The sequence below is a fragment of the Arthrobacter sp. NPDC080086 genome (assembly GCF_040702285.1).
Genome location: NZ_JBFBKP010000164.1, coordinates 1 through 2120, shown reverse-complemented (window position 1 = coordinate 2120; position 2120 = coordinate 1). Strand labels below are relative to the sequence as shown.

Here is a 2120-nt window from a genome sequence, read left to right as displayed (position 1 = left end):
GCTGCGGTCAGCGTCGTCTTGCCGTGGTCAACGTGACCAATCGTCCCAACGTTCACGTGCGGCTTGGTCCGCTCGAACTTTTCCTTTGCCATGTCAGCTCCTCAATTCGGAATCGGCTAATTACTAGATTTGGATGCGGGCGACACGCACATGCGCATCGCCCAAACACGTTGATTACTTCGTACCCTTGGCAGCCATCACAGCTTCGGCGATGTTCTTCGGTGCCTCGCTGTATTGCTTGAATTCCATGGTGTACGTGGCGCGGCCTTGCGTTTGCGAGCGCAGCGACGTCGAATAACCGAACATTTCCGACAGCGGGACTTCGGCCTTGATGATCTTGCCGCCGCCCACCATGTCGTCCATGCCCTGCACGATGCCGCGGCGGGACGACAAGTCGCCCATCACGGTACCCGTGTAGTCTTCCGGCGTTTCCACTTCCACAGCCATCATCGGCTCGAGCAGAACCGGAGTAGCGCGGCGCATGGCTTCCTTGAACGCCATCGAGCCTGCCATGCGGAACGCGTTTTCGTTCGAGTCCACGTCGTGGTACGAACCGAACGTCAGCGTAACCTTCACGTCCACCACCGGGAAGCCAGCCAGAATACCGGCCGGCAGCGTGTCGACGATACCCTTCTCGACCGCCGGGATGTATTCGCGAGGAATCACACCGCCCTTGATGGCGTCGACGAATTCGAAGTTCTTGCCAGCCTTCTTCGCCTCGTCGTCTGCCGGTTCCAGCGTGATCACAGCGTGACCGTACTGACCGCGGCCGCCCGACTGCTTGACGAACTTGCCTTCGACGTCTTCAACCTTCTTGCGGATGGTTTCGCGGTAGGCAACCTGCGGCGCACCGATGTTGGCTTCCACGCCGAATTCACGCTTCATGCGGTCAACCAGAATTTCGAGGTGGAGCTCGCCCATGCCCGAAATGATGGTCTGGCCCGATTCTTCATCGGTACGCACGCGGAACGACGGATCTTCAGCGGCCAGGCGGTTCAGGGCGATACCCATCTTTTCCTGGTCAGCCTTGGTCTTCGGCTCGACAGCCTGCGAGATCACCGGCTCAGGGAACACCATGCGCTCGAGCACGATCGGGGCAGCCGGATCGCACAGCGTGTCGCCCGTGGTAGCGTCCTTCAGACCGACTGCGGCAGCGATGTCACCGGCCAGCACTTCCTTGATTTCTTCGCGCTGGTTGGCGTGCATCTGCAGAATACGGCCCAGACGCTCCTTCTTCTGCTTCACCGGGTTGTACACGGTGTCGCCCGAATTGATCTTGCCCGAGTAGACACGGAAGAAGATCAGCTGACCCACGAACGGGTCGGTCATGATCTTGAACGCCAGTGCCGAGAACTTTTCGTTGTCGTCAGCCTTGCGCTCGAGCTTCTTCTCGTTGTCGGTTTCGTCGGTGCCCTGGACCGGCGGAATATCGACCGGCGACGGCAGGAAGTCGATCACGGCGTCGAGCATGCGCTGCACGCCCTTGTTCTTGAACGCGGTGCCGCACAGCATCGGCTGGATTTCGCAGGCGATGGTACGGTCGCGCAGCGCCTTGACAATCTCAGCACGGGTCAGCTCTTCGCCGCCCAGGTACTTTTCCATCAGGGCTTCGCTGGCTTCAGCAGCCGACTCGACCATCTTCTCGCGCCATTCGTTGGCAACGTCCACCAGATTGGCCGGGATGTCCTGGTACTCAAACTTCACGCCTTGGCTGGCTTCGTCCCAAATGATCGCCTTCATCTCCAGCAGATCGACGACGCCTTGGAAGCCGTCTTCAGCACCGATCGGCACCACGACGGGCACCGGGTTGGCCTTCAGGCGGGTCTTCAGCTGGTCATAGACCTTGAAGAAGTTCGCGCCGGTACGGTCCATCTTGTTGACGAACGCCAGACGCGGCACCTTGTACTTGTTGGCCTGGCGCCAGACGGTTTCCGACTGCGGCTGCACGCCACCCACTGCGCAGTACACCATGCACGCGCCGTCCAGCACACGCATGGAACGCTCCACCTCGATGGTGAAGTCCACGATGCCGGCCTGTATCCGCTCAAGGGTTACAGCATCAGCCTGCCGCTGGGCGAGGGTGACACTGCACCGGTGATCAGCGTGACGGATGCGGCGCG

Annotated in this window: 2 protein-coding genes; both read right to left on the bottom strand. The window is 60.5% G+C overall.

All coding sequences use genetic code 11. The annotated features are described in order from the left end of the window. Positions 1–92: GTP-binding protein (locus AB0305_RS23025; RefSeq protein ID WP_018003793.1), on the bottom strand; the 92-nt coding region annotated here is incomplete at its 3' end. A gap of 82 nt (positions 93–174) precedes the next feature. After that, positions 175–2120, bottom strand: a 1946-nt coding sequence (gene fusA, locus AB0305_RS23020) for an elongation factor G (protein WP_366174183.1), incomplete at its 5' end; no start/stop codon positions are given.